This is a genomic window from Pseudomonas soli (assembly GCF_900110655.1).
Classification (GTDB): Bacteria; Pseudomonadota; Gammaproteobacteria; order Pseudomonadales; family Pseudomonadaceae; genus Aquipseudomonas; species Aquipseudomonas soli.
Genome location: NZ_FOEQ01000001.1, coordinates 218,133 through 238,543, shown reverse-complemented (window position 1 = coordinate 238,543; position 20,411 = coordinate 218,133). Strand labels below are relative to the sequence as shown.

The 20,411-nt window shown below is 63.8% G+C and carries 20 protein-coding genes; 9 read left to right on the top strand and 11 right to left on the bottom strand.

Going from position 1 to position 20,411, the window contains the following annotated elements; genetic code table 11:
- Nucleotides 1-96: 96 nt before the first annotated feature.
- Nucleotides 97-1,341, bottom strand: coding sequence for a putative porin (locus BMY03_RS01070; RefSeq protein ID WP_023629839.1), 1,245 nt, complete (start codon nt 1,339-1,341; stop codon nt 97-99).
- 238 nt (nt 1,342-1,579) lie between these two features.
- On the opposite strand from BMY03_RS01070, the gene BMY03_RS01065 reads away from it, so the two are divergent.
- A complete protein-coding gene (locus tag BMY03_RS01065) occupies nt 1,580-2,707 on the top strand; it encodes a GNAT family N-acetyltransferase (RefSeq protein WP_023629840.1) in 1,128 nt (375 codons plus the stop codon).
- A 110-nt stretch (nt 2,708-2,817) separates the two neighbouring features.
- Here BMY03_RS01065 and BMY03_RS01060 read toward each other — a convergent pair whose 3' ends face one another.
- Genes BMY03_RS01060 through BMY03_RS01045 form a run of 4 tightly spaced genes read right to left on the bottom strand, consistent with a single transcriptional unit; the run spans nt 2,818 to nt 7,002 of the window.
- The gene (locus BMY03_RS01060) at nt 2,818-4,650 is read right to left on the bottom strand and encodes an ABC transporter ATP-binding protein (protein WP_046856649.1); all 1,833 of its coding nucleotides are present in this window, start codon (nt 4,648-4,650) and stop codon (nt 2,818-2,820) included.
- Between the two features lie 51 nt (nt 4,651-4,701).
- Nucleotides 4,702-5,259, bottom strand: coding sequence for a peptidylprolyl isomerase (locus tag BMY03_RS01055; RefSeq protein ID WP_094010027.1), 558 nt, complete (start codon nt 5,257-5,259; stop codon nt 4,702-4,704).
- Nucleotides 5,253-6,065, bottom strand: coding sequence for an alpha/beta fold hydrolase (locus BMY03_RS01050; protein ID WP_094010026.1), 813 nt, complete (start codon nt 6,063-6,065; stop codon nt 5,253-5,255). The genes BMY03_RS01055 and BMY03_RS01050 overlap by 7 nt, the downstream gene beginning before the upstream one ends.
- A 13-nt stretch (nt 6,066-6,078) precedes the next feature.
- Nucleotides 6,079-7,002: a LysR family transcriptional regulator gene (locus BMY03_RS01045; RefSeq protein ID WP_028693074.1), complete on the bottom strand. Its 924-nt coding sequence runs from the start codon at nt 7,000-7,002 to the stop codon at nt 6,079-6,081.
- Between the two features lie 50 nt (nt 7,003-7,052).
- Here BMY03_RS01045 and BMY03_RS01040 point away from each other — a divergent pair, with 50 nt between their 5' ends.
- The 4 genes from BMY03_RS01040 to BMY03_RS01025 all read left to right on the top strand — a co-directional run bounded on the left by BMY03_RS01040 (nt 7,053) and on the right by BMY03_RS01025 (nt 10,287).
- A complete protein-coding gene (locus tag BMY03_RS01040) occupies nt 7,053-7,367 on the top strand; it encodes a hypothetical protein (protein ID WP_023629501.1) in 315 nt (104 codons plus the stop codon).
- Nucleotides 7,368-7,476: 109 nt separating this feature from the next.
- On the top strand, nt 7,477-8,076 hold the full coding sequence (locus BMY03_RS01035; RefSeq protein WP_023629502.1) for an FMN-dependent NADH-azoreductase: 600 nt from the start codon (nt 7,477-7,479) through the stop codon (nt 8,074-8,076).
- Nucleotides 8,077-8,359: 283 nt separating this feature from the next.
- Entirely contained in the window at nt 8,360-9,241 is an 882-nt protein-coding gene (locus BMY03_RS01030) for a carboxylate/amino acid/amine transporter (protein WP_094010025.1), read from the top strand.
- A gap of 161 nt (nt 9,242-9,402) precedes the next feature.
- Nucleotides 9,403-10,287: a LysR family transcriptional regulator gene (locus BMY03_RS01025; protein WP_094010024.1), complete on the top strand. Its 885-nt coding sequence runs from the start codon at nt 9,403-9,405 to the stop codon at nt 10,285-10,287.
- A gap of 43 nt (nt 10,288-10,330) precedes the next feature.
- Here BMY03_RS01025 and aepX read toward each other — a convergent pair whose 3' ends face one another.
- From aepX to BMY03_RS01000, 5 genes are all read right to left on the bottom strand, one after another.
- Nucleotides 10,331-11,221 (bottom strand): phosphoenolpyruvate mutase, encoded by an 891-nt coding sequence (aepX, locus tag BMY03_RS01020; protein WP_094010023.1) that lies wholly within the window; start codon nt 11,219-11,221, stop codon nt 10,331-10,333.
- A gap of 28 nt (nt 11,222-11,249) precedes the next feature.
- Nucleotides 11,250-12,077 carry a hypothetical protein gene (locus BMY03_RS01015; RefSeq protein WP_094010022.1) on the bottom strand — a complete coding sequence of 276 codons (828 nt, stop codon included), beginning with the start codon at nt 12,075-12,077 and terminating at the stop codon, nt 11,250-11,252.
- A 33-nt stretch (nt 12,078-12,110) separates the two neighbouring features.
- On the bottom strand, nt 12,111-13,313 hold the full coding sequence (locus BMY03_RS01010) for a pyridoxal phosphate-dependent aminotransferase (protein ID WP_094010021.1): 1,203 nt from the start codon (nt 13,311-13,313) through the stop codon (nt 12,111-12,113).
- 43 nt (nt 13,314-13,356) lie between these two features.
- The gene (locus tag BMY03_RS01005) at nt 13,357-14,577 is read right to left on the bottom strand and encodes an MFS transporter (protein ID WP_094010020.1); all 1,221 of its coding nucleotides are present in this window, start codon (nt 14,575-14,577) and stop codon (nt 13,357-13,359) included.
- Between the two features lie 292 nt (nt 14,578-14,869).
- Complete coding sequence (locus BMY03_RS01000; protein ID WP_094010019.1) at nt 14,870-16,162, bottom strand: mechanosensitive ion channel family protein; 1,293 nt, start codon at nt 16,160-16,162, stop codon at nt 14,870-14,872.
- Between the two features lie 142 nt (nt 16,163-16,304).
- Here BMY03_RS01000 and BMY03_RS00995 point away from each other — a divergent pair, with 142 nt between their 5' ends.
- The 3 genes from BMY03_RS00995 to BMY03_RS00985 all read left to right on the top strand — a co-directional run bounded on the left by BMY03_RS00995 (nt 16,305) and on the right by BMY03_RS00985 (nt 18,308).
- Nucleotides 16,305-17,630, top strand: a complete 1,326-nt coding sequence (locus BMY03_RS00995) for a DEAD/DEAH box helicase (protein ID WP_023631179.1) — start codon at nt 16,305-16,307, stop codon at nt 17,628-17,630.
- A 185-nt stretch (nt 17,631-17,815) separates the two neighbouring features.
- A complete protein-coding gene (locus BMY03_RS00990; RefSeq protein ID WP_094010352.1) occupies nt 17,816-18,097 on the top strand; it encodes a BrnT family toxin in 282 nt (93 codons plus the stop codon).
- Nucleotides 18,072-18,308, top strand: coding sequence for a BrnA antitoxin family protein (locus tag BMY03_RS00985; RefSeq protein WP_094010018.1), 237 nt, complete (start codon nt 18,072-18,074; stop codon nt 18,306-18,308). The genes BMY03_RS00990 and BMY03_RS00985 overlap by 26 nt, the downstream gene beginning before the upstream one ends.
- Before the next feature lie 11 nt (nt 18,309-18,319).
- Here BMY03_RS00985 and BMY03_RS00980 read toward each other — a convergent pair whose 3' ends face one another.
- Nucleotides 18,320-18,589, bottom strand: a complete 270-nt coding sequence (locus BMY03_RS00980; protein WP_094010017.1) for a hypothetical protein — start codon at nt 18,587-18,589, stop codon at nt 18,320-18,322.
- Nucleotides 18,590-18,816: 227 nt separating this feature from the next.
- On the opposite strand from BMY03_RS00980, the gene BMY03_RS00975 reads away from it, so the two are divergent.
- Nucleotides 18,817-20,411 (top strand): filamentous hemagglutinin N-terminal domain-containing protein (locus BMY03_RS00975; protein ID WP_143067518.1); only part of this gene is annotated, 1,595 nt, incomplete at its 3' end.

The window sequence follows — 20,411 nt, the reverse complement described above, 5'->3', positions numbered from 1 at the left end:
AGCCCGCTCCCACGTTCATTGCAGGCAAAAAAAAGCAGGAAATGCTGGATGGGGTCAGCATTTCCCGCTTCAGGGTGGAGCAAAGGAGCCTGGCGCTTAGAACTTCGCTTCCAGGTCCACCTGCAGGGTATCTACGTCAGCATCGCTGTTCGGCAGGTTGGAGAAGTCGGTCTTGGCCATCAGGTAGGCCGCGCCCAGGGAGAAGTTCTTGTCGATCTCGTAGCCGACCTTGAACTTGTGGCCACGCGAACCGGTGAAGCCGTTGCCGAAGTCGGAATCGGTGAAGGCGCTGACCACCGCGTTACGCTGCACGTCGCGGTAGTTGTAGTCCAGGCTCCAGGCGCCGACCTTGGTTTTCAGGCCCGCCAGCCAGGCCTTGTCCTTGCCGTCGGTGCTTTCGGTGTTCTTGACGAACTGGCCATAGGCCGAGAGCGGGATGGCAAAGCCGGTGAAGTCCACCTGGCCGAAGCCTTCCACCAGGTTGAACTCGTTGGTGGTGTTGCCCAAGGCACGCAGGACGGTCGACTCCTTGTCGTTGTCGTAGCCGTAGATGCTGCCGCCCACGGTGAACTTGAGGGTGTCGGCCGCGTTGAACTTGGCACCCAGCTGGCCGTGGTACAGTTGTGCGTCGTGCTTGAACTGCACGCCGTCGCCGTCGACGTTGTCCTTGAGGGTGTAGTGGCCGGCACTGCCGAACAGTTCGGTGGCGCCCAGGTTGGTCTTGTAGGTGACCGCCACGCCTTCGGGGTTGATGTCGCTGTCCCAGATGATGTCGCCCATGCTCACCCATGGCTGGGCCATCTTGCCGCCGATCAGGTGCAGGTTGGGGATGGCGGTCGGGTGCCAGTCGAGGTAGGCCAGGTCGACCCACAGCGATTTCTTCTCGAAGTAGTTGTCCAGGCTCTGGTTGGTCGAGCGGGCATCGGCACTGCTGCCGGTGGCCACGCGCACGCCGGCATCCACTTGCGGGTTGATCTCGCTGTAGAAGCCGACACGGGCGCGGACGCGCTCACGGTCCTGATTGCCACTGCGCGAGATCGGGTTGTCGACGTTGACGTCTTCGTAACGCAGGCGCACATCACCCTTGATCTGGGTCTTGGCGGCCCACGCCACTTTCTGTTCGAACGAACTCATGCGCTCGGACTGGGCTTTCTGGTCGGCCTTTTCCTTGGTTTCCTTTGCCAGGTCGCCCTGCAGTTCGTTGTACTGCGCCTGGTTGATCGAGCCATTGGCGCGGAGCATTTCGAGCAGCTTGGCGTCGACAGCAGCACTGGCCGGAGCACTCAGAGCCAGCATCATGCCGGTGAGGCTCACTCCGGTAAGTGTAGAAACAAGACGCATAAGGTTCTCCCTGTTGGAAAAAGTGGGGAGGCTCAAGCGCCCGCCCCAAGTTGGCATGTCTTCGGAAAGGGCCTGACTAGACAGGTTCTGGGGTTCCGGAAAACAGGCGCAAGTATTGCGGGGGCGAATGACAGAATAATGTCTAAACAGTGGCACTGTTGTTAAGTAAAGCGGCCGTCATTTGAGTGTCACGGTCGACTTGGCAATACTGGCACTCTCTTTTCAGCGAGTTGCAAACGTGATCAGCCTCCACAGCCTTGCCCATCTGCGCGACCTGCCGGCGACCACCTGGGACGCGCTGGTGCCTGATGCCCAGCCGTTCCTGCGCCATGCCTTCCTCACGGCCATGGAGGACAGTGGCAGCGTGGCGACTGACACTGGCTGGGCCGCCGAACACCTGGTGCTGGAACGCGACGGTGAGGTGCGAGCGGTGCTGCCTGCGTACCGCAAATGGCATTCGTTCGGCGAGTACGTGTTCGACCACGGCTGGGCCGATGCCTGCGAGCGCGCAGGTATTGCCTACTACCCCAAGCTGCTGGGTGCCGTGCCGTTCAGCCCGGTGAGCGGCCCACGCCTGTTGGCCGCCGACCCGAGCGATGGCCTGTTGCTGTTGCAGGCCATCCCCGAGTACCTGGGCAAGGGTGGGCTGTCGGGTGCGCATATCAACTTCACCGACACTGCGCTGGATGAGGCCCTCGCTGGTCTGCCAGGCTGGATGGAACGCTTGGGTTGCCAGTTCCATTGGCGCAATCGGGGTTATCGCGACTACCAGGACTTTCTCGACACCCTCAGCTCACGCAAGCGCAAGCAGATGCGCAAGGAGCGCGAACAGGTGGCGGGGCAGGGGATCGACTTCGCCTGGTATCGGGGCGACGAGCTGAGCGAGGCACAGTGGGATTTTGTCTACCTGTGTTACGCCAACACCTACGCCGTGCGCCGACGCGCGCCCTACCTTACCCGTGAATTCTTCAGCCTGATCGCCGAGCGCATGCCCGAGGCAATCCGGGTGGTCATCGCCCGCCAGCAGGGGCGCGAGGTGGCCATGGCGCTCAGCCTGATCGGGGGTGACAGCTTGTATGGACGGTATTGGGGGTGCCTTGATGAATTCGACCGTCTGCATTTCGAGACCTGTTTCTATCAGGGCATGGATTTCGCCATCGGCGAAGGGCTGCAGCGGTTCGATGCCGGGGCCCAGGGTGAGCACAAGTTGATTCGTGGCTTCGAGCCGGTGATCACGCGGTCGTGGCATTACCTGCTGCATCCGGGATTGCGCCGGGCGGTGGAGGATTTTCTGCTGCAGGAGCGGGCGGGGGTGAGGGCGTATGCCGAAGAGGCGCGGCAGATGTTGCCGTACCGCCAGGACTGATTCCCCTTCCACAAGAAATCGGGGCGTGGGAGCGGGCTTGCCCCGCGATGGCGTCCACCCTGGCCACCGCCATCGCGGGGCAAGCCCCACGTCCCCCAATCAGGCCGGCTTCAATCCACCCCGACGAACCCACCCGTCTGGTGATGCCACAGTCGCGCATACAGGCCACGCTGCGCCAATAGCTCGGTGTGGCTGCCACTCTCGACGATATGTCCCTTGTCCAGCACGATCAGCCGGTCCATGCGGGCGATGGTCGACAGGCGGTGTGCGATGGCTATGACCGTCTTGCCCTGCATCAGCGTCTCCAGGCTCTCCTGGATCGCCGCCTCCACCTCTGAGTCCAGCGCCGAGGTGGCCTCGTCCATGATCAGGATCGGCGCGTTCTTCAGCAGCACCCGGGCGATGGCGATGCGCTGGCGCTGGCCGCCGGAGAGCTTCACGCCGCGCTCGCCGACATGGGCGTCGAAGCCTGTACGGCCCTGGGCGTCGGACAACTGCGGGATGAATTCGTCGGCCCGCGCCCGGCGTACAGCCTCCCAGACTTCCTCGTCACTGGCATCCGGTCGGCCGTACAGCAGGTTGTCGCGAATCGAGCGGTGCAGCAGCGAAGTGTCCTGGGTGATCATGCCGATTTGCGCGCGCAGGCTGGCCTGGTTGACCTCGGCGATATCCTGGCCGTCGATGAGGATGCGCCCGCTGTCGATGTCGTACAGGCGCAGCAGCAGGTTGACCAGGGTCGATTTGCCGGCGCCGGACGGGCCGATCAGGCCGATCTTCTCGCCGGGGCGGATATCCAGGTTCAAGGCATCGATCACCTTGCCGCCCTTGCCGTAGTGGAAGTCGACATGGTCGAAGCGCACTGCGCCGCGACTGACCTTGAGTGCCGGCGCGTGGGGCTTGTCGCTGACGGTGACCGGCTGGGCGATGGTCTGCAGGCCGTCCTGGACCATGCCGATGTTCTCGAAGATGCCGTTGACCACCCACATGATCCAGCCGGACATGTTGACGATGCGGATCACCAGGCCGGTGGCCAGGGCGATGGCACCGACGCTGATCAGCGACTGGCTCCATAGCCACAGGGCAAGGCCTGTGGTTGCGACCACCAGCAGGCCGTTCAGCGAGGTGATGACCACGTCCATGCTGGTGATCACCCGCGAGGCCAGCTGGGTCTTCTCGGTCTGTTCGCTGATCGCCTCGCGGGCGTACTGCTGCTCGTAGTCGGTGTGGGCGAACAGCTTGAGCGTGGCGATGTTGGTGTAGCCATCGACGATGCGCCCCATCAGCTTGGAACGGGCGTCGGAGGAGATCACCGAGCGTTCCTTCACCCGCGGCACGAAGTAGTACAGCGCGCCGATATAGCAGGCGATCCACACCAGCAGCGGCAGCATCAGCCGCCAGTCGGCCTCGGCGAACAGCACCAGTGCGCTGATGGCATAGATCAGCACATGCCACAGCGCGTCCACCGCCTGCACCGCCGAATCGCGCAGGGAGTTGCCGGTCTGCATGATGCGCTGGGCGATGCGCCCGGCGAAGTCGCTCTGGAAGAAGTTCAGGCTCTGCTTGAGCACATAGGTGTGGTTCTGCCAGCGGATCAGGCTGGTCATGCCCGGGCTGATGGTCTGGTGCACCAGCAGGTCGTGCAGGCCAAAGAACACCGGCCGTAGCACCAGCACCACCACCAGCATCCAGATCAGCTCGCCACTGTGCTCGCTGAAGAAGTTGGCGTTGGGCGTGCCCTGGGCCAGGTCGATGATCCGGCTCAGGTAGCTGAACAGCGCCACCTCGATCAGTGAGGCGATCAGCCCGACGATCAGCAAGGCAACGAAGCTCGGCCAGACCTGGCGCAAATAATAGAGATAGAAGGGCCAGACCTTGCCGGGAGGCGCCTCGCTCGGCGCCTCGCGGAAGATGTCGATCAACTGCTCGAAACGACGGTACAGCATGGGTGACGACACTCCTGTTCGACCCGACTCACGTCCCTGTGCGGCGCGGGATCAATCGATGCGTTTGGCCGACTTGATGTAGACCGGATCCGCCGGCACATCGCGCATGCCTTTCTTGACGGTGGTCGGCGAGTTGACGATCTGGTCGACCACCTCCATGCCCTTGGTGACCTTGCCGAACACCGCGTAGCCACGGTCGCGGCCCGGATTGAGGAAGTCGTTGTCGGCGACGTTGATGAAGAACTGGCTGGTGGCCGAGTTCGGGTCGGAGGTACGCGCCATGGACAGGGTGCCACGGGTGTTCTGCAGGCCGTTGCTGGCCTCGTTGCGGATTGGGTCCTGGGTGCTCTTCTGCACCATCTGGTCGGTGAAGCCACCGCCCTGGACCATGAAGCCCGGGATCACACGGTGGAAGATGGTGTTGTTGTAGAAGCCGCTGTCGACGTACTGGAGGAAGTTCTTGGTACTGATCGGCGCTTTTTCTGCGTTCAGCTCGATTTCGACCTGGCCGAAGCTGGTGTCCAGCAGCACATGCGGGGTTTTGTCCGAGGCCATGACGCTGGTGGCGAAGGCGACCGAGCAGGCGGTGAGCAGAAGTTTTTTCAGCATGGGCTCAATGATCCTTGAGGGGTGGAAGCGGCTGCGAGGAACTGCAGCAGGGTCTGGTTGAAGACCTCAGGTTGGTCCAGGGGCGTAGCGTGCCGCGAATCGTCGATGACCGCCAGTCTGGCGTTGGGCATCAGGGCGACGTAACGCTCCTTGAGTTGTATCGGTGTGTAATCGTGGTCGGCGGCGATCACCAGGGTGGGACAGCGGATCTGGCCGATGCGTTCCTGTACGCCCCAGTCGACGATGGCGTCGAAGCTTTTCAGGTACGCACGCTTGTCGTTGCGCGCCCAGCGTTCGGCCATCTTGCGCCGCAGTTCGGCCTGCTCCGGCTTGGGAAACAGCCGTTCGGCCAGGCCCTTGCCGACGGTCTCGACGCTGAGCAGGCGCGCCAGGCTCCAGCGCTTGAGCCACCAGATCCAGTCGCTGCGGGTGCGGCGCTTGACCTCCGGGGCGCTGTTGACGATGCACAGGCTGCGCAGCCACTCGGGGTGGTCGACGGCGAACTGGAAGCCGAGCATGCCGCCCATGGACAGACCGACGAAGTGCACCGGGCCGGTGTCCAGGTGACGGAGCAGAGCCAGGAGATCCTCGCTGAAGGTCTTTATCTGGTAGCCCGAGCGAGGCTTGGACGATTGCCCGTGGCCGCGGATGTCCATGAGGATCACCCGGTACTGGCGGGCGAGCTCGGGCACCTGCAGTTCCCAGTCCTGGCTGCTCGAACCCAGCCCGTGCAGTAGCACCAGGGGCTCGCCCTGACCGTGTTCCTCGTAATGCAACTGGCATCCTTGGTGTTCGAAAACGGCCATGGGCGCGGTCCTCTCAGGCTTGCGGGGGGGCTGCGAAGGGCACGTCCAGCGGCGCGGTGTCGAAGTTGCGCAGCAGTTCGATAAGGATCTGCGTGGCCGGGCCCAAGGTCTTTTCCTTGCTGGAGTAAAGGTAGAACAGTGGATGGCGGCTACCCCCCTGATCCAGCGGCAGGGGCTTGAGCACGCCTTCGCGCAGCTCGCGCTCGATCATGTGCCGGGGCAGCCAGGCAAAGCCCAGGCCGCTGCCGACGAAGGTCGCCGCGGTGCCCAGGCTGCCTACCGTCCAGCGCTGCTCGGCGCCTAGCCAGCCGACATCACGTGGCTGGGCCCGACCGGAGTCGCGGATCACCACCTGCAACTGGCTTTCCAGGTCCTGGAAGGTGATTTCGCGGCCCATGCGGTGCAGGGCGTGTTCAGGGTGGGCGACGGCGATGAACTCCACCGGGCTGAGCTCGGTACCCAGGTAGCCACCGATGTTGAAGCTGCTGATGGCAAGGTCGGCGATGCCTTCGTGCAGCACTTCCTCGACGCCGGACAGCACCTCTTCGCGCAGGCGCACCCGGCACCCGCGACTCTGCGGCATGAACGCTGCCAGGGCGCGCACCAGGCGGGCGCTGGGGTAGGCGGCGTCGACCACCAGGCGCACTTCGGCTTCCCAACCCTGCTCCATGTGATGGGCCAGGTCTTCCAGCTGGCTGGCCTGCTTGACCAGTTGCCGCGAACGGCGCAGCAGCACGCTGCCGGCCTCGGTCAGCACCGCCTTGCGCCCATCGATGCGCAGCAGCGGCACGCCCAGTTGCTCCTGCATGCGCGCCACGGTGTAGCTCACCGACGATTGCGAGCGGTGCAGGGCCTCTGCGGCCTGGGCGAACCCGCCGTGGTCGACCACCGCCTGCAGGGTCCGCCACTGATCCAGGGTAACGCGCGGTGCTTTCATCCAGGGCTCCTGTTGTCCTAAGCTGCGCTCTTCCCAAGGAGAGCGCCCGTATGAAGAAATGTTGTGCGGCTTTGCTGTTGTGCCTGCCCCTCGGGGCAATGGCTTACCCGATCGACGTGGAGAAGGAGCTGACCGGGGTCAAGGTCGACTACACCGCCTACGACACGGCCTATGACATCGGCTCGATCAGCCTCAACAACTATGGGCAGGTGCCGGCGGCGTGCAAGGTCACCTTCCGCAACGGCCCTGAGGCACCGAGGGTGCGCCGGGTCAACGTGCCTGCGGGCAGAAGCGTGGATGTCACCGCGAAGTTCAACCGGCAGATCATCAAATTGCGCATCGTGCTCGACTGCAAAGCGGAATAAAACAGGTTAATCGATAGGTTGATCCCACTTTTTACGCTTTTTTATCGATAGGTCAACCTCTAATCTCACCTCCATCGAATCGCCACCCTTACCGCCGATGGAGGCACACATGTCCCGCGTACTGATCATCGAAAGCAGCGCCCGCCAGCAGGATTCCGTTTCTCGCCAACTGACCCTGGATTTCATCCAGCAATGGCAAGCGGCGCATCCGGCCGACGAGATCACGGTGCGCGACCTGGCGGTGAACCCCGTGCCGCACCTGGACGCCAACTTGCTCGGCGGCTGGATGAAACCCGAGGAGCAGCGCAGCGCCACAGAGCGTGAGGCACTGGAGCGCTCCAACGCGCTGACCGACGAGTTGCTGGCCGCCGACGTGCTGGTGATGGCCGCGCCGATGTACAACTTCACCATCCCCAGCACCCTGAAGGCCTGGCTGGACCACGTGCTGCGCGCTGGCATCACCTTCAAGTACACCCCGACCGGCCCACAGGGCTTGCTCAATGGCAAGCGCGCCATCGTGCTGACCGCCCGCGGCGGTATCCATGCCGGTGCCAGCAGCGATCATCAGGAACCCTACCTGCGCCAGGTGATGGCCTTCATCGGTATCCACGATGTGGACTTCATCCATGCCGAAGGCCTGAACATGAGCGGCGAGTTCCACGAGAAGGGCCTGAACCAGGCCAAGGCCAGACTGGCCGCGGTGGCCTGAGCCGCGACGAATTCCCAACCCTGACACCTTGTTGCTCCTTTGGGTGTGCCTGCCCGGCCATAGAGATGGCCGGGCTTTTTTTGCTCGCAGAAAGTGCGCATCCTGTGCTGGCCTGATCGCCGACAAGCCAGCTCATGGATACAGCGCAGTCCTTGAAAATTGTGCGGTCGGTGTGGGAGCAGGCTTGCCGGCGATGGGCTGCGCAGCAGCCCCACAATCCCCATGGTTGAACTGCCCAGGCCCAACCCGCTAAGGTCCCCGCCTTGATCCACGAGGGCCAACCATGGGCTACCTGATAATCGTCGCGCTGATCCAGGCGTACTCTTTCAACCTGATCGGCGAATACCTGGCCGGCCATGTCGACAGCTACTTCGCCGTGCTGGTGCGGGTGTTGCTGGCCGGGTTGGTGTTCCTGCCACTGACCCGCTGGCGCCAGGTCGAACCACGCTTCATGCGCTCGATGCTGCTGATCGGCGCGCTGCAGTACGGCATCACCTATGTCTGCCTGTACCTCAGCTTCCGCGTGCTGACGGTGCCGGAGGTACTGCTGTTCACCATCCTGACCCCGTTGCATGTGACCTTGATCGAGGATGCCCTGAACCGCCGGTTCAATCCCTGGGCGCTGCTTGCCGCCCTGGTGGCAGTGGCCGGCGCGGCGGTGATCCGTTTCGACACGGTTACCGGCGAGTTCTTCATCGGTTTCCTGCTGCTGCAGCTGGCCAACTTCACCTATGCCGCCGGGCAGGTGCTGTACCGCCATCTGGTGGCCCGCCACCCCAGCGACCTGCCGCACTACCGCCGGTTCGGCTATTTCTACCTGGGCGCGTTGCTGGTGGTATTGCCGGCCTTCCTGCTGTTTGGCAATGCCCAGCACCTGCCGAGCACCGACACACAGTGGCTGGTGCTGCTGTTTCTCGGCCTGTGTCCGACTGCATTGGGGTTGTACTGGTGGAACAAGGGTGCCTGCCTGGTTTCCGGCGGCACTCTTGCGGTAATGAACAACCTGCATGTGCCGGTGGGCTTGCTGCTCAATCTGCTCATCTGGAACCAGGACGAGCCGCTGGGGCGCCTGGCCATTGGCGGTACGGTGATCCTGGCGTCGGTCTGGTTGAGCCGCTTGGGCGGTCCGCGTGCAGGGCTGCCGGGGACCGCCTCGTCGCGCTGAGATATCTGCGCAAGAGGCGCCCGCATGGGCGCCTTGGTCATTCACGCGGGCAATACCAAGGCAGGCTTTGCCCGGCCGGCGGCGACAGGCAAGATGGACGCAGGCGGCTCAAGATCGCCCGTACCGACAATGGATTTGCCTGACACTACAAGGAAGAGACCGTGAACCTTGACCTGACCGACCTGAAACTGTTCATCAAGATCGCCGAGTCCCCCAGCCTGACCCAGGGCGCCAAGCGTGCATGCCTCTCGCCAGGGGCCGCCAGCATGCGCATCAAGTCGATGGAAAACGAGCTTGGGGAGGGGCTTTTTCATCGCCAGCACAAAGGGCTGGTGCTGACCCTGGCAGGTCAGCGGTTGTTGATCCATGCCCGCAAGATCCTGCGCCAGCTCGAAGTGCTCAAGGCCGAATTCGACCACCGCGACGAGGCTGACGGGGCAAGCATGCGCATGTATGTCGCAGGCTTCAGCGCATTCGAGTCGACCCAGCGCCGGTTGGTGCGCTATCTCGCCGATCACGCCAATGTCGCCATCGACCTGCAGCAACGCACGGCCGGGGATATCGTGCGCGGCATTCGCGAGGGCGCCGTTGACATGGGCGTGGTGGTCGGCAGCGACCCTGTCGAGGGGTGCGCCTCGATCACCCTGCCGGTGCTCAACTATGTCGCGGTGCTGCCCAGGCATCACGCATTGGTTGCCAGCGCTTCATTGCGCCTGGGCGACGTGCTGCGCCACCCGCAGGTCGGGTTGGCGACCGACAGCACATTGTGCCGTCTGATCGAGCAGCAGGCCGATATCGATGGCATCGTGGCCCAGTTCAGGATCAAGGTGTCCGGGGCCGAGTCGCTATGCCGGATGATCGCCGAAGGAGTCGGTATCGGTATCGCATCGGATGCGGCGGTGCAGCCCTATCTCGATGTCTGTGGCCTGGTGGCCCGACGCCTCGATGAAACCTGGGCGCGCCAGCAGCACATGATGCTGGTCAGGCATTTCGAACGCATGCCTCGGCATGTCACCGACCTGGTTTCCTACCTGAGCGCCGCCTGAACAAAACCGGCAAAGGGGCCGTGCAGCGGCCCCGATGGCGTGGTCATCGTGTACCGGGCACCAGGCTGAGGATTTCATCGATGGGCATGCAGGCCGGCTCGATTTCATAGGCCCGGTCGTGCTCGAGGATGCTGGTGGCGACCTGGCGCATGGCCGAGTAGGCGCCGCGCAGCATGTGGTTGGCGTAGATCACCGCATTGAAACCGGCATCGGCCAGGCACGAGAAGGTCAGTTGCGGATAGCTGGTCGGCACGCAGACCAGGGGTGTGTGCGGGTGGGTCTGCTTGAAGCGGCGGGCGAATTCGAGGATCTCCTCGCCTGTGCTCTTGCGGCTGTGGATCATGATGCCGTCGGCGCCGGCCTGGGTGTAGGCCCGACAGCGCGCGAGGGCGTCGTCCAGGCCTTTTTCCAGGATCAGGCTCTCGCAGCGGGCGAAGATCATCATCGAGCCTCCCTGGCGATGATGGGTGCCGACCCTGATCTTGTCGCAGAAGTGTTCGACGGTTTCCTGCTCCTGATGCACGCTCAGGCCCAACAGCGAGTTCTTTTTCAGCCCGCATTTGTCTTCGATGACTATCGCCGACACCCCGGCGCGGGCCAGCCATTGCACATGGATGGCGAAATGCTCGATCTTGCCGCCGGTGTCGGCGTCGTAGATCAGCGGCAGGTCGCAGACCGCGAGGATTTCGTTCAGCCGTTCCAGGCGGTCGCTGGGCGAGAGAATCTCGATGTCCGGCAGGCAGCGCTGGGTCGAGTCGGTCAGCGAGCTGGACCAGATGGCATCGTAGCCCAGGCTGGTGTCGCCGGCGCCGAGGCGCACGCTCTTGGCCAGCATGGCCGAGATCGGGCTGTGTGCCTCGAGTACCCGCAGGCAGGCTTTTTCACTGAGCAACTGCCGCAGGTCGATGCGTGCGTCACGCTTGATCACGTTCATATGCCTCATCCCTGTTGTGAGGTGTTCTTCAGGCGGCGAGCACCGACTCCATCTTGTTCAGGTGTTCGCAGGCTCTTTTCACGTATTCGCAGGACAGTGCCTCGATGCGGGTGTGGTCCAGTGCCTGGTGGGTGGCGCGGCAATAGAGTTCGAGGGCGCTGGTGGCATGGAAGAAATGCTGCGCCTCGACCGCGCCGCAATGCACGCTGAGGAACGAGGCGATGCGATGCGCTTCGCCCGCCGTCTTGCCTTGCGCCTCCTTGAGCCAGTCCTTCCACAGGGGCGTCATCACGTTGTACTCCCCGGTATTGAACAACTCGGTCATCGCCATCATCTCGATGGCCTCGACCAGTTGCGGGGCGAGCGGCCGCTTGCTGCCTACCCAGGTGGAGAATTCCTTGGTCACCGGGTTCAGGTAGCGGTCCTGCAGACGCCAGTCCTCCGAACCGCAGATGGCGGTGGCCATGCGCGCATACAGCTTGGAGTGGTGCGGGTGGCCGTGCATCTCGCCCAGGCCGATGTCCTCGACGATGATCTCGCCGCAGTGACGGGCGGCGTCCAGCAACAGCAGCCGGGCCTGGGGATCGTCGATGGCCTCGGACTCCTGCAGCAAGCGCACGATGATGCTTGAAACTGCATGGGCGGCACCGTCCGGGCTGCGCCAGCCACAGAAGAAGGTGCACAGGCTTTCCCGTGACCAAGGCCTGGCGGTGATGCGCTGGTAGGTGTCGAGGTAACCCTCCAGCAGGTCGGCGTGCACCTCGAAGCCTTTTTTCAGGGCGCTGGCCAGCCGTTTGTCCTGCACATCGGTCAGGGCCTGGTCGACGAATGACAGCATGAAATCCGTTTTCTTCATGTCATGTTCTCGCGGGTGGTGGAAAGTCCGGGGTCAGGCAAGCGTTGCTATAAAGTCGGTGAAGCGGCTTAGGCCCTCCTCGAGGTCCTGCGGGCTTACCGAGTAGGACAGTCGCACGGCGCACGGGTCGCCATTGCTGCAGCCAGGCACCAGGGCGATGCGCGCCTCGGTCAGCAACAGCTCGCAGAGGTGGCTGGCGTCGCGGATCGCCTCGCCCTGGTAGCGTTTGCCGAGCAGGCGGGTGATATCCAGGTAGAGGTAGAACGCGCCCTGCGGTGGCGAAAAGCGGATGGACTCGAGCTTCCCAAGCAGCGCCGTGGCGATAGCCAGCTGCCGATCAAGCTGGGCATTGACCTCCGCACCGAACTGCCGCGCACCGTCGCCATGCAGTGCGTTGAGCGCCGCGTACTGGGCCAGGCTGCTGGGATTGGAGGTGGTGTGGGCCTGCAGGTTGTGCATGGCCGTGATCACCGCCTTCGGCGCACAGGCATAGCCCAGGCGCCAGCCGGTGACCGCCTGGCTCTTGGAGAACGAGTCGATGATGATGGTCGAGGCCTTGAGCTCGGGCAGCAGTGCGACCAGGTTGTGATGTTGCTGGCCATCGCGCAGCAGGCTGCGGTAGCACTCGTCGAAGATCACCCAGAGCTTGTGTTTCAGGGCCAGCTCACCGATGGCGACCAGTTCCCGCGGGTCATAGACCACCCCGGTGGGGTTGTTGGGGGTGTTGATGATGATCGCTTTGCTGCGCGGCGACACGGCGGCCTTGACCGCCGCGCCGCGCAGGCTGTGGTTGTCGCCTTTGGTGTTGACGAACACCGGACGGGCGCCGGTCAGTTCGACCTGGGTGGGGAAGGTCTCCCAGTAGGGCCGCGGGATGATCACTTCATCACCCGGATCGAGCAGTACCATGGCGCTGTTGAACAGGGCTTGCTTGGCACCACTGGACACCGCGATCTCATCGGCGTCGTAGTCGACGCCCAGGCGCTGGCTGACGCTGCTGGCCAGGGCCTGACGCAGCCGCGGATTGCCCAGTGGCGGGGTGTAGCGGTTCCACTGTTCGTGGACCGCCGCGATGGCGCCTTGGCGCATGTCCGGGGCGGCGTCGCTGGACAGCTCGCCGGCGGCGAAGTTGATCACCTTGATGCCGGCGTCACGCAGGGCGTTGGCCTTGCTGCGCATGCTCGAGGTGCCGGGCGCGCTGATACGCGCGGATCGTTGCGACAGTCCGTTGCTCATGGTTCACGTCCTTGTTGTTCTCGATCTGGACCGATGTTGCGGATCAGCGGCGCGGCAGTCCCTTCATGCCGTTGTAGATCACCAGGCACAGCGGCAAGGTCAGCAGCAGCACGCAGGCCAGCACCACCAGGCCTTCGGTGACGCCGGCCTGGTCGGATATCGCGCCGATCAGCACCGGGGCGAGGGCGCCACCCCCAACGGTGCCGGTGTAGAACCAGGCGAATACCCGGTCGCGCCGCTCCCGTGGGGCGAAATCCGGAACCAGGCCGCCAAGCACCGATGAGGTGCCGTTGAGCGCCACGCCGATCAGCGGCATCACCAGCATCAGGGGGCCATAGGGCAATACCAATGCCAGCAGGATCAGCAGCGCGGTCAGCACTTCCGTGCAGATCACCGTGCGCACCGGCCCCAGGCGCGCGCCCAGGTAGCCGCAAAACAGCTTGCCGAAGGCGCCGCCGATGAACAGCAGGGCCAGGGCCAGACCAATGTGCTCGGTGCTGGCGCCCTTGCTCTGCAGCAGGAACGGCAGGAAAGTCAGAAAGCCCATGCGTACGCCGCTGTCGATGCTGCCGGTGGCGATCAGCGCCATCAGGCCGGCTGGGGTGCCGGTCGCGTCGGCGACCTTGGTCTTCTTGCTGGCGGCTTCGTGCGCCTGGCTCTTCGGCATCAGCCACCACAAGGCGAAGGCGGCGGCGATGCCGAGCATGCCGAGCAGGGTGGCATTGGTCTGCCAGGAGATGTAGACCAGCACCACCCCGGTCAGGCCGGGGATGACCGCCTTGCCGATATCCCCGGCGAAGTTGTACTGGGCCAGTGCCTGCTTGACCCGCCCGCTGCCCTCGTAGGCGTCGGAGACCAGCGCCGAAGCCAGCGGGTGCTGGGTGCTGGCGCCAAGGCCACCGATCATGAGCGCCAGCAGCAGTAGATTGATGTCCGTGGCCTGGGCCGCCAGCAGGTAGGCGAAGCCCGCTAGGGCAGTGCCCCTGACAAGCAGGGTTTCGCGGCCCCATTTGCGCGCGCCGCGGCTGGCCAGCAACTGGAAGCCGGCCATCATCCCGGCGTAGGCGCCGCGCAGCAGGCCGACCTGGGCATAGCTCAGGCCGAAGGCCGCCTGCCAGATAGGCAGCAGCACATAGATTACGTCGGTCAGGCCATCGTGCACGCCATGGGCCAGGCTGCCAGCGGCCAATGCCTTGCGGCGGTCGGCCGGGTCGCTGCGGTCCGGTTCGTCGAGTGGTTTTTCCAGGGAGATGTCCTGACGCATCGCTTGCTCGCAGTCCTTTGTCCGATACCGTGCCGCCTGTCATTGGGGCGACCTGTTCGCTGCAGGTTAGGAGAAGCGGGGAGAGGCGGGTATTCGTATTTCTCGAAGGTTGGCGTTTAATAATTCTGAAATACTTGTAACTAATTGTTTCTTTATGATTTGTGATAACACAAGTTCATTGTGCACAGCTGAAAAACTTTCCGTTCGTCAGCGATTCGTGGGGCGGGCTTGCCCCCGCGATGGCCGTATCAGCCTTTTCGCGGGACAAGCCCGATCCTACGCCCGCCCAAGATCAGGCCTCGTCGAATGCCCGCATCGAGGTCACCAAAGGCGGCCTGGCCGCTAGCCCCGCACGCATGTCATTACCACTGGGCTGCTGATAAAGGCTCAGCCCGAACTCCGGTAGCACGGCCAACAGGTAGTCGAAGATATCGCCCTGGATGCGCTCGTATTCGGCCCACACCGTGGTGGTGGTGAAGCAGTAGATCTCCAGCGGCACGCCTTCGGCGGTGGTCTGCATCTGGCGGACCATGCAGGTCATGTTCGGGTGCACGTTGGGGTGGCTCTTCAGGTACGCCAGGGCGAAGGCGCGGAAGGTACCGATATTGGTCAACTGTCGGCGGTTGGCCGACAGCCCGGCGTTGTGGCCCTGGGCTTCGTTCCATTCACGCAGCTCCTGGCGCTTGCCGGCCAGGTAGTCGCCGAGCAGACGCACCTGGCCCAGGCGCTGCTCTTCTTCCTGGGTCAGGAAACGTACGCCCGCGGCATCGATGAACAAGCTGCGCTTGATCCGCCGCCCGCCGGACTGCTGCATGCCACGGTAATTGCGGAAAGACTCGCTCATCAGGCGCCAGGTAGGGATGGAGACAATGGTCTTGTCGAAGTTCTGCACCTTGACCGTGTGTAGGGTGATGTCGACCACGTCGCCGTCGGCGCCGGCCTGGGGCATCTCGATCCAGTCGCCGACATGCAGCATGTCGTTGCTGGTCAGTTGCACGCTGGCGACGAACGACAGCAGGGTGTCCTTGTACACCAACAGCAGCACCGCCGACATGGCGCCCAGACCGGACAGCAGCAGCAATGGCGAGCGGTCGATCAGGGTAGCGACGATGACAATGGCGGCAAAGATCCACAGCATCATCTTGGCCAGCTGCATGTAGCCCTTGATCGAGCGGGTGCGGGCGTGTTCGGTGCGGGCGTAGATGTCCAGCAGCGCGTCGAGCAGGCAGGACAGGGCGCGGGTCATGAACAGCAGCGTCACGGCCAGGGCGACATTGCCGAGGAAATGCTGGGCGGCGGCCGACAGCTCCGGCACCAGCTTCAGGCCGAACTGCACCACCAGCGATGGAGTGGTCTGGGCCAGACGATGGAGCACCTTGTTGTGACGCAGGTCGTCGAGCCACCTGAGCGCCTGTTGGCGCCCCAGCAGGCGGCTGGAGTGCAGCACCAGGAAGCGGGCCAGGCGGCCGATCAGCAGCGAGACGAGCAGCAGCACGGCCAGGCCGAGGGCGGCGTGCAGCAGCGGGTGTTGGTCGAGCGTGCCCCAGAGGTCGAGGGCGTCACGCCAGAAGCGTTGGATATCCATGGGCTTGGAAACGGTCTGTGTTGCGGTACGAAGCGTTATTAGAGCGTGGATCGGCGCAAAGTTGCCAAAAGAAATTCGGTTCTGGCCACGGAAAACGTTACCCTATGCAACTGAATTTTTCGCACTTGCCCGAGGTTACCCCGTGTTTTCCCAATTCGCCCTGCACGAACGCCTGCTCAAAGCCGTGGCCGAGCTGAAATTTGTCGAGCCGACCCCGGTGCAGGCGGCGGCCATTCCCCTGGCCCTGCAAGGGCGTGACCTGCGGGTGACGGCGCAGACCGGCAGCGGCAAGACTGCCGCCTTCGTGCTGCCACTGCTCAACCGCCTGGTCGACCGCAGCGGCCCGAGCGTGGAAATCCGTGCGCTGATCCTGCTACCGACCCGCGAGCTGGCCCAGCAGACCCTCAAGCAGGTGCAGCTGTTCTCGCAGTTCACCTACATCAAGTCGGGGCTGGTCACCGGCGGTGAAGACTTCAAGGAACAGGCGGCAATGCTGCGCAAGGTGCCGGACGTGCTGATCGGCACCCCAGGCCGACTGCTCGAGCAGCTCAATGCCGGCAACCTCGACCTGTCCCACGTTGACGTGCTGATCCTCGACGAAGCCGACCGCATGCTCGACATGGGCTTCGCCGAAGACATGGAACGCTTGTGCAAAGAGTGCGAAAACCGCAAGCAGACCCTGCTGTTCTCGGCCACCACCGGTGGCGCGGCATTGCGCGACATCATCGGCAAGGTACTCAAAGACCCTGAGCACCTGATGCTCAACAGCGTCTCGCAGCTCGCCGAAGGCACCCGCCAGCAGATCATCACCGCTGACCACGACCAGCACAAAGAGCAGATCGTGCAGTGGCTGCTGGCCAACGAGACCTACAAGAAGGCAATCATCTTCACCAACACCCGCGCCCTGGCCGACCGCATCTACGGCCACCTGGTGGCCAAGGAGGTCAAGGCGTTCGTCCTGCACGGCGAGAAGGACCAGAAAGACCGCAAGCTGGCCATCGACCGCTTCAAGGACGGCGGCTCCAAGGTGCTGGTGGCCACTGACGTCGCGGCCCGCGGCCTGGATATCGACGGCCTCGACCTGGTGATCAACTTCGACATGCCACGCAGCGGCGACGAGTACGTGCACCGTATCGGTCGCACCGGCCGTGCCGGCGGCGAAGGTCTGGCGATCTCGCTGATCACCCACAACGACTGGAACCTGATGTCGAGCATCGAACGCTACCTCAAGCAGCAGTTCGAGCGCCGCGTCATCAAGGAGGTCAAGGGTACCTACAACGGTCCGAAAAAGGTCAAGGCGTCGGGCAAGGCTGCCGGCACCAAGAAGAAAAAGACTGAGAAGAAGGCGGGCGCCGACAAGAAGGGCGCCGCCAAGCGCAAGCCGTCCGCCAAGCCGAAGGCCAATGCGCCGCTGGCCAGCGCCGATGGCCTGGCACCGCTGAAAAAGCGCAAGCCGGCAGCTGAGTAAGCACTTCCTGCAATGAGCCCGCCACTGCAACGGTGGCGGGTTGCTTCACCTCCTTCCCCAGGGCGCGTAGCCCATTTCCCAAACCCTCTTCCAGCCCGGGCATTTTGTCGCCCGAGCGCCACACTCCTCTGGCATGTGCAGTCAAGGAGGAGTAGCGTATGTACAGCTGTAAATACGATTGTCCCGTGCGATTTGAATGGGACGAGGAAAAGAACCAGCTCAACATCCGCAAGCACGGTATCGACTTCAACGATGTGCCCGAGATGCTCCGTCAGCCGATGCTGGCGCTGCGGGATGAGCGATTCGAGTACCCGGAGGCACGCTGGATCGGCATGGGCTGGATCAATGCCTGGGTCAGCGTGGTCGCCTACACCGAACGGCAGGGTGATGTGATCCGCATCATTTCCGCCAGAAGAGCCACTCGACGTGAGGTAACGCGCTATGTCGAAACCGTCCAGAAGCTGTGAGCAAGACCAAGCCCCGGTCGATACCTCGGACATCCCCGAACTCGACGATGACTTCTTCCGCCGCGCCGAACTGCGGGTGCCGGCCAAGCAGACAGTGACCATCCGCCTGGATGCCGATGTACTGACCTGGTTCAAGGAGCAGGGCGCCGGCTACCAGACCCGCATCAACCAGTTGCTTCGTCAGTACATGCAGGCCCAGCAGCGGCGTTGATCCGGGCGCGGTCAGGTTTTCCTTTCCGCCTCCTTCAGCTCCTGGATGCGCTTGTCGATCAACTGGCACTTGTCCGGCAGGTCCTTGCTGGCGGTGCCGAGATCCATGTGTTGGAGCTCGTCGTTGATCTCCTTGGCCTTTTGAGCGTTCTGCTCGGTCAGCTGGCTCACCAAGCCTGCCAATTGCTCTCTTTTCTGCGTGGCCTCTTCCGGTGTGCAGGCCCAGATGGGCTGCGCGCAGAGCAGGGCTGTCGCGCAGAGGATGCAGGGTAGAGGTTTCATCCTTTGGTTCCCTTGTCAGTCGATTCCTGCGGTGGAGGTCGCTGGCTGGCCGGAAGTTCAGCGCGGGCGACTGGCGGGACAGGTGCCGTCATCCAGATACTATTTTTTGACGATATTAATTTGACGCTTCAGTGATGGCTAAATAGTATCTCACGCTCTTTTTCGCCCATGCTTGCCGTAGCGCTGGCAAGCATGAGTACCTGACCGCCTGATTCACGAGACCTGACATGGACGTCCGCCTGTTTGCCTTCCTGGCCCGCCAACGCTCGGCCAAAATTCAGCCGCGCGAGCAGTTCTGCGGATTGCCCAAGCGCGGTCTGGCGCTGCTGCTGGCCAACGCCATGTTCTGGCAGCCGCTTTGGGCACAGGCCGCCGAAGGCGTGATGGTCAGCGGGCCGGGCACCAGCCTGGGGCAGACGGGCAACGGCGTGCCCATCGTCAATATCGCCGCGCCCAACGGCAGCGGCCTTTCGCACAACCAGTTCAGCGACTACAACGTCGGCCAGCAAGGGCTGATCCTCAACAACGCCACCGAGCGGACCCAGGCCACCCAGCTGGGCGGCATCATCCTCGGCAACCCGAACCTGCGGGGGACGGCGGCCAGCGTCATCCTCAACGAGGTCAACGGCGCCAACGCCAGCCAGCTGCGCGGCTACACCGAAGTGGCCGGACGCGGGGCGCATGTCATCGTCGCCAACCCCCACGGCATCACCTGCGATGGCTGCGGCTTCATCAACACGCCACAGGCCACGCTCAGCACCGGCAAGCCGGTGCTCGAGAACGGCCAGCTGAGCCGTTATCAGGTCGACCAGGGCCATATCGCCATCGAAGGGGCGGGGCTCAACGCCAGCAATGTCGACAGCTTCGAGCTGATTGCCCGCAGCACGAAAATCAACGCCGAGATCCAGGCGCGCAACCTGGCCATCGTCGCCGGGCGCAACGATGTCGATGCCCGCACCCTGGCGGCCACGGCGCGCCAGGATGACGGCAGTGCCAAGCCGAGCCTGGCCATCGACTCCAGCGCCTTGGGCGGCATGTATGCCGGTGCGGTCAGGCTGGTGGGCACCGAGGCCGGGGTCGGCGTGCGCCTGGACGGGCGGATGATCGCCAGCGGCGGTGATATCCAGCTCGAGGCCAACGGCCAGTTGCGCATGGCCCAGGCCAGCGCCAGCGGCGATGTACGCCTGCAGGCGGCGGCTATCGATGCGCAGGGGCCGGTGCATGCCGGCCAGCAACTGCAGCTGGACAGCCGCGGCGAGCTGGTCAACCGCCAGGGGCTGACTGCCGCGGGCCAGGTACAGTTGAACGCTGGCGGCCAACTGAGCAACCTTGGCGGTATCCAGGCGGGTATCAACATCGATGGTGAGCGCGTGGCCGGCGCCGACCTGAAGATCAGCGCCGGTGCCGTGGACAACCGCAACCAGCGCCTGATCGCCAGCGGCGACCTGAGCGTCTCCACCGGCAGCCGCCTGGACAACCAGGGCGGTAGCCTCAGCGCCGGGCGCGACCTCAGCGTCAATGCCGCGACCCTGGATAACCGTCAGCAGGGCAAGGTGTTCGCCGACGGGCGCATGACCCTCACCGGTGGGCAGCTGCTCAACGGTGACCGTGGCCAGATCACCAGCCAGGGCGCGCTGAACGCCACCTGGGCCCATCTGGATAACCAGGCCGGCGAACTGTCCAGCCTCGACACCCTGGCCCTGAACCTCGGCAGCCTGGACAACCGCACTGGCAAGGTCCTGGCCAACCGCGGCATCACCGTCACCAGCCAGGGGCTGGTCGACAACCGCAGCGGCCGGATCGCCAGCCAGGCCACCCTCGA